Raw genomic sequence first — 7,387 nt, forward strand, 5'->3', positions numbered from 1 at the left:
GCTTCCCGACTCTGCCGGTCGACGATTTTCCGCGCATCGCCTGCCTGGACTGGGCGGCGCAGTGGGAGATGGAGGGCGCAGTTCTGGCCGAGGCGCTGACGCATGTGCGGCCCGCGATGTCGAACGAAGAGACGCGCTATTATCTGAACGGCATCTATTTCCACGTCTCCGATGACGGCCAGCCGGTGCTGAAGGCCGCCGCGACCGACGGCCACCGCCTCGCGCGCGTCACCGTGCCGCGTCCCGACGGCGCCGACGGCATGCCGGGCATCATCGTGCCCCGCAAGTGCATCGGCGAGCTGCGCAAGCTGCTCGACGAGGTCGAAGGCTCCGTCCAGATCACCCTGTCGGCCAGCAAGATCCGCTTCGGCCTGGGCAGCGCGATCCTGACCAGCAAGCTGATCGACGGCACCTTCCCCGATTACAGCCGCGTCATCCCGACCGCGAACGACAAGCTGCTAAAGATCGACCCGCGCAGCTTCGAGGAAGGCGTGGACCGCGTCGCCACCATCGCGACCGAAAAGACCCGCGCAGTCAAGATGACGCTGGACCGCGACAAGATCACCCTCTCCGTCACCAGCCCGGAAAACGGCACGGCGGCCGAAGAAGTGCCAGGCGCCTTCCAGGGCGAGGGCTTCGATATCGGCTTCAACGCCCGCTATCTGCTCGACATATTGAACCAGATCGACAGCGAGACGGTGGAACTGCATCTGGCCGACGCCGCCGCGCCCACGCTGATCCGCGAAAATGACCGTAGCCCGGCGCTTTACGTGCTGATGCCGATGCGCGTCTGAATCCGGCGGCCGGGTAAGCATCTTTCAATAACTCGTCATTACGCAGGGGAGCATGACTTCCCTGCGGACCAATCTCGCGGAATTGCAGTCCCGGCGGACTGACCTCATCGTGGCTCTCGGTCTGGCCGAGGCCGGAACGGAGGTCGACGCGTCCTGGATTTCCGGCACCTTCATTCACATCGCCCGGCTCTGGCCGCTCGTCCTTCTGGGCAAGCTCTGCATCACCGCGCTGCTGCATGTGCCCTTTTACCAGCAGGGCAATATCGGCCATGCCCTTGCCCTGTCGGCCATGCTGCTGGTCGATGGCATAGCCATAGTCGCGCCCCGCGGCGCCCGTTTTCAGCGCCTGCGCCCCCATCACCAGAAATGGCTGATGCTGCCCATGGTGCTGCTGTCGGGCCTGACCTTCAGCCTGATGCTGGGGCCGTCGCTGATCGCGGGTGCCCTGTCGCGCAATCTGGCGGCGGAACTGGCGGTTGCGCTGATGGCGGTGTCGATCTTCGGCGACCGCCGCTTGCTGGGCGTGAGCTATTTTCTGGGTCTGTTGACGGCCTCTCTGCTGCACGGCGCGGATTTCGCGCAGGTCGGCCTGCTGATCAGTTGCATCGCCGTGCTGATGGTCGCGGCCCTGCGACAGGCGGCCCACGACATGCACCGCGCCGTCGCCTTTTATCAGCGCGACCTGCGCGCCCAGCGATCCGATCGGTTGCTGCATGAACATGAACGGTCGGGCCGGGGCTGGTTCTGGGAAACCGACCGGCACGGCTGCATCGCCTATATTTCCGACACGCTGGCGCGCACGCTCGACCTGCGGGGGGAAACGCTCATCGGGCGGCCCTTCACCGAAATCGTCCGGCCCGGCGACCGGCAGGAGGGCGACGGGGAACGGACGCTGGGCTTCCATCTGTCGGCGCGGACCGGCTTTGCGGACATCGCGGTGCGCGCCGCGATGGCGAAGGATGAGCGCTGGTGGTCGATCTCCGGCCAGCCGGTGTTCAACGACTTCGGCCAGTTCCATGGCTTCCGCGGCAGCGGCACGGACCTTACCGAAATGCGCCGCAGCCAGGCGGAAGTGAACCGGCTGGCCCAATATGATTCGCTGACCGGCCTTGCCAACCGCGTGCAGATGATGCGTTCGCTGGAACAGGCGGTGGCGGGCATGAACGGCCAGCCCCGCGACTGCACGCTGATGATGCTCGACCTCGACCGCTTCAAGACGGTCAACGACACGCTGGGTCACCCGGCGGGCGATGCGCTGTTGCGGCAGGTCAGCCAGCGCATCCAGCGCGTCGTCGGGGACAGGGGGCTGGTCGGCCGTCAGGGCGGCGATGAGTTCAAGATCCTGCTGCCCGGCCGCACCGACCGGATCATGCTCGACCATCTGGCGCGGGCGATCATCACCGATGTCGCTCAACCCTACAGCATCGAGGACACCGCGGTCGTCATCGGCGTTTCGATCGGCATTTCCTTCTGCCCACAGGATGGCGTCACCGCAGAGGCGCTGATCCGCAACGCCGATCTCGCGCTCTATGCGGCCAAGGGCGACGGGCGCGGCGTCTATCGCTTCTATTCCCCGGAAATGCACGCCGATGCGGAGGACCGCCGGCAACTGGAAGAGGATCTGCGCAAGGCGCTGGTCGAAAACGGCCTGCACCTCGTCTATCAGCCGGTGGTGTCCTCCAAGACCGAGCAGATCACCGGCTATGAAGCGCTGCTGCGCTGGGATCATCCGGCGCGCGGCGCCATTTCGCCCGCCATTTTCGTGCCGATCGCGGAGGATAGCGGCCTGATCGGCCCGATCGGCGACTGGGTATTGCGCACCGCCTGCCATGACGCGGCGCAATGGGGCGAGGGGGTTCGCGTTGCGGTCAACGTCTCGCCGATCCAGTTCGCCAATCCGGGCCTTCCCTCCACGGTCATGAACGCACTGGCGTCAGCGGGGCTGGCGCCCGAGCGGCTGGAGCTGGAAATCACCGAGAGCGTGTTCCTGAACGATGATGACGGCACGGATTCCATGTTCGCTCGCCTGAAAGCGCTGGGCGTGCGTCTGGCGCTCGACGATTTCGGCACCGGCTACAGCTCGCTCGGCTATCTGAAGAAGGCGCCGTTCGACAAGATCAAGATCGACCAGAGCTTCGTTCGCGGCGCCGCTATCAGGGGCAGCCGCAACAGCGCGATCATCAAGGCGATCGTCAGCCTCGCCGAAGCGCTGGGCATGGACACTACGGCCGAAGGCGCGGAAACGCAGGACGAACTGGCGCTGATCCGGCAATTGGGATGCAGTCATATTCAGGGCTATGTCTATGGCCGTCCTTTGCCCGCGCCCGACGTACTCGTTCAGCAGCACGGCCAGCAGGGCGCCATCCTGCCGCAGGGCTTCCAGTCGAGCCGCCCGGAGCGCAAGACCATGTTGCGCACCGTGGCGGTGCATCATGAAGGCCATGTCTACACTGGCCGCATCCGCAATATCTCGGCGACGGGCGCGCAGCTGGAAGGGCTTTGGAACGTGCCCGAAGGCACGCTGTTCGCGATCGAACTGGGCGATAACCAGACCGTCAACGCCGTTGCGCGCTGGTCAAGGGAGGATCGCATGGGCGTCGAGTTCACCCAGTCTGTCGACCTGGCAGGACTGCGCGCCGCGCCGAGGGCGATGGCGTCCTGAGGGCGGCCTGTCGGGGCGGAAAGTCACCAACCCCGACACAGCGCGGCAGCGTCTGTCAGAAGAACAGCTTGCGGAAGCTGATGGTCACGGCCCGCCCCAGCGGGTCGAGATAGCCCGGCTGATAGCGCACGGGCGTCATCCCGCTGGCATCGGTCACCTCGCGGCGCTGGTTGAAGATATTGTCGATTCCGATCGATACCCGCGCCCCGCGCAGGAAGGGATGCGCCTTCACCAGCGAGGGCATCTGCCCCAGATTGGCAAAGAGCCGCAGGTCCACCGTCGCCAGACTGCCGAAGTTGAGCCGCGACGTCCCGGCCGCCGTTCCGCTGAGCGCGCCATTGACATGGGTGCCGCTTTCCCAATCGGCGCTGAGCCGCGCCCCCAGACCATTGTTGGTATAGCCGATGCGCGCATTGAGTTCATGGCGTGGCTGGCCGCCCGATGACCCGGTGGCGTCGCCGTTCAGCAGGTCCAGTTCCGGCACGCCCGGCGCGATCAGGATGCTCTCGGTGAAATGCCATGTGTGATAGAGGCTGAAGCTCAAACGCCCGCTGCCGCCGCCCCGTCCACCGCCGCCAAAGCCGCCGCTTCCGCCAAAGCCACCGCCCGGCCCGCGGGGGGCGCCACTGCCGAAGCCGCCACCGCCGCCGGGTCCGCCGCCGGGCCCCTGATCTCCTTCTCCATGCGGCCGTTCGCCACCCTCCTGTCCCCGCGGTTGGCCGCCCTGACCGCCGCCTGGGCCGCGATTGCCGAACAGGCCGCGCAGGTCCTGCAATTCCTTGGGCCGCTCCTCTGGCCGGGCGCCCGCCGCCCGCCACGCCTCGACCACCTTCTGGATGTGCGACTTCAGCGGGATCGACAGGTCGAACCCCCAGCGCAGCTGTTCGCTCTGCGACCGCAGATAATTGACCGGCCGCGCATCGATCTGCACCAGATTACCGTCCTCGTCGCGCAGGAATCGCTGGGGGAAGGCCGCCTCGATCGCCGGGGTGGGCGTCGGAAAGGCCGAGATCGGATTGCTGGTGCGGCTGTTGATATAGCTCGCCGTCAGCGTGAGATTGGGCTTTTCAAAAGGCTTGATCGTGGCGCTCAGGCGGAACTGGTCGCGCACGCTTTCCCTGAGATTGGCGTTGCCGCCGCCCAGCTGCGAGACGAATACGGTCTGCCCGGTCGCATAATCGAACACGGAGACGTTGGGCGTCGAGATCAGTGGATCGGTGAGCTGCGTTCCCGTCGGCGCGGCGCGGTCCTGATTGGCCGACACCAGCAGCTGCACCGCGGGGACCGGCCGCCAGCGCAGCCCATAGCCCAGCGTCGAAAGCGTGCCGAAGTCCGAATAACGCTGCGCCGCCGCGTTTACATTGACGCCGACGTCGCCCACCGCGCCCAGGACACCCTTCGACCGACTGGTGATCGGAAGGTCGAAGCTGACCTGCCCGCTCGCGATCTCGCGACTATAGCTGCTGTTGCGCTCGACGCCCGAACGGATCGAGAAACTGTCGAAGCCATAGGCCGATCCGCCGACGCGCACCGATGTCGTTACTGCGCCCGCAGGCAGGTCGAACAGTGGTCCCGACAGCAGCAGGTCGCTCTGCACCGCCCGCGATTCGGCCTCGGCCCGGTCAGTCACCCGCGTGGAGAGCAGGCCCGGCGAAAAGCTGCCGAAGGGATCGGCGCCCGCATCGATCGCGCTCTGGATCGCGCCGGTGTCGACGCCGCGATCGGTCGAGGTGCGGGTGTTGGAATAATCGCCATTGCCGGTGAAGGACCATTGCCAGCCCTTGCCCAGAAGGCCGTTCAGCGTCAGCCCGACATGGCCGGTCGTGCCCCTGATCTGCTGCCCCAGCTCGCCTGCCTGGCGCAGATAGCGGGTCAGCGACGCGTTCTCGTCGAAGGGCGAGAAGGGGTTGCTCGCCGGAAGCGCCAGCCGCGCCGACTGATAGCCCTGCAGGCTGTCGCTGTCCGACAGTTCCAGCCGTCCGTTGATGGTCATCGACACCTTGCCCAGCGCGCGGGCGAGCGTGGCGTTGGTGGCGAAGCTCTCGGTCGCTGGGCTGAGCGTGCGATGATGGGCCAGTTCCGGCCCGCCGACGCTGTCCGGCCCGGCGAGAAAGGCGGTCAGTCCCGACAGCGTCCGGACCGCTTCGCCCTGCACGTTCGGGACCACCGCGCGCTCGCTTTCCAGCAGTGATGCGGCGGTCTTGTACTGCATGTTCAGGGTGAAGCGATTGTCGCCCCGGATGCGCAGCAGCCCACCTTCGGCCGAGCCATTGTCGCGTCCGCCTTCCGTCGTGGTTCCGGCGCGCAGGTCCATGCTTTCGGCCCGGAAACGCTCGCGCAATACGATATTCGCAACCTTCTGCGTCGGCGCATAGCCATAGGAGAGTGCCACTTCCTCCGGCAATATGTCGACCCGCGCCACCGCTTCTGACGGGATATCCTGAATTTCCGAAAAGCTGGAAATCCGCTTGCCGTTCAGCAGGATCACCGGCGTCCCGTTGGTCTGCGGCGACAATTCGGTGATCATTTCCGAAATGGAGGTGACACCGAGCGCGCGGATGTCGGCGGAGGACAATTGTTGCTCCGGCTTCACATTGCCGATCACTGCGCCGCGCTGGGGCTGGCCGGTGACGACGATCTCGTCGGCATCCTCCATCTGCGTCGTCGGGCCTTGAGGCAGGTCGGTCTGCGCCATCAGCGCGCCGGGCGCTGTGCTGACCATCATCGGAAACAGAAGACACGCGATCGATCGGCGCACTTTTTCACCCCTAGTTCTGGACCCTTGGTGCCTCCCCTCTAGGCGGGAGTTGTCGCAGGAATCTGGCAAGGCCCATAAAGATTTGTCGCAAAATGTAATCCGCGGAAATCATGCATCGTGAAAGATGATCCCCAGCGTATAGCGCATGCCCGACAGCAACCGGCTGACGCCATGGCGCATTTGCACGCGGTGCATGCTCCGGCTCCCGACCACGGGCCGTTCCCGCACCGGGAAGACCACCGCGTCCCCTTGCGCCAACGGAACCACTTCCGGGCGTGACTGCATTCGGGGCCGCTGTTCGGTCAGGATGAAAGCGCCGCCGGTAAAGTCGCGCTCCGGTTGCGACAGCAGGATCGCCGCCTGAAGCGGAAAGATATGCGGCCCATAGACATCCTGATGCAGCGCGTTCCAGTCGCCCGCCTCATAGCGCAGCAGGAGCGGCGTCGCCTTGTCCTGTCCGACGATCGCTCCCCGCCTCAGAAAATCGGCGTGGCTCGCAGGGTAGATGTCGCTGTTTCCCAGCATCTCCGCCCAGCGATTGGCGACCCGCGCCAGTGCCGGATACAGCGTCTCGCGCAGCGCGGCGACAGGCGGCGGCAGGGGATAGTCGAAATAGCGATAGCGCCCGCTGCCATAGCCGTGGCGCGCCATCACCACTTCCTTGCGGAAAAGGTGCGGCTCTTCCCACAGCGCGATCATCTCCGCGCATTGATCGGGGGAGAGCAGGGCTGGCAGGCGCGCCGCCCCGTGAAGGTCGAGATCTGCAAGGTCCATACCCGCCAGAATGGCGCGGGCGCCTGTCCCCGTCATCCCGTCGCTTGCGTTCAAAAGCCTTTGCGGAACCGGAAGAGGAAGCGGTCGCGCGATCATCCCGCGGACTGGCGAGCAGCGGGCTTTCCCCATCCGGCACGAAGCCGGCCTTGACGAAGTCGGCCATGATCTCAGCCCGATAGCCCGATCCGCTCACGGGATCGGCCGCCGTCATACCGGGTTTCAGGCCAAGGAAGGCGAGCGTTTCGGCAGGCTTGCGTCCTTCATCCAGCGCTGTTGCTTCGGCGGGGCGTTTGGGATCGGCAATTGCGGCGGCATAATCTGGCGCGCTGGTCATGGCGGCGAAGGGCGTGGCGAGGGCAAGGCTGAGGCGGAACAGGACAGAGCGCATCGGAAACCTGC

Annotated in this window: 4 protein-coding genes; 2 read left to right on the forward strand and 2 right to left on the reverse strand. The window is 65.8% G+C overall.

The window, feature by feature from the left end:
- Together dnaN and ACFC3J_RS21385 are read left to right on the forward strand one after the other, a co-directional pair.
- Positions 1–794 (forward strand): DNA polymerase III subunit beta (dnaN, locus tag ACFC3J_RS21380; protein WP_375197993.1); only part of this gene is annotated, 794 nt, incomplete at its 5' end.
- Between the two features lie 52 nt (positions 795–846).
- Complete coding sequence (locus tag ACFC3J_RS21385) at positions 847–3,456, forward strand: EAL domain-containing protein (RefSeq protein ID WP_375197994.1); 2,610 nt, start codon at positions 847–849, stop codon at positions 3,454–3,456.
- A 55-nt stretch (positions 3,457–3,511) separates the two neighbouring features.
- On the opposite strand, the gene ACFC3J_RS21390 is transcribed toward ACFC3J_RS21385, so the two are convergent.
- Positions 3,512–6,181 (reverse strand): TonB-dependent receptor, encoded by a 2,670-nt coding sequence (locus tag ACFC3J_RS21390; RefSeq protein WP_375197995.1) that lies wholly within the window; start codon positions 6,179–6,181, stop codon positions 3,512–3,514.
- 141 nt (positions 6,182–6,322) lie between these two features.
- A complete protein-coding gene (locus ACFC3J_RS21395) occupies positions 6,323–7,024 on the reverse strand; it encodes a 2OG-Fe(II) oxygenase (protein ID WP_375197996.1) in 702 nt (233 codons plus the stop codon).
- Positions 7,025–7,387: the final 363 nt, after the last annotated feature.

It is taken from the genome of Sphingobium sp., assembly GCF_041987595.1.
In the GTDB taxonomy this organism is placed as follows: domain Bacteria; phylum Pseudomonadota; class Alphaproteobacteria; order Sphingomonadales; family Sphingomonadaceae; genus Sphingobium.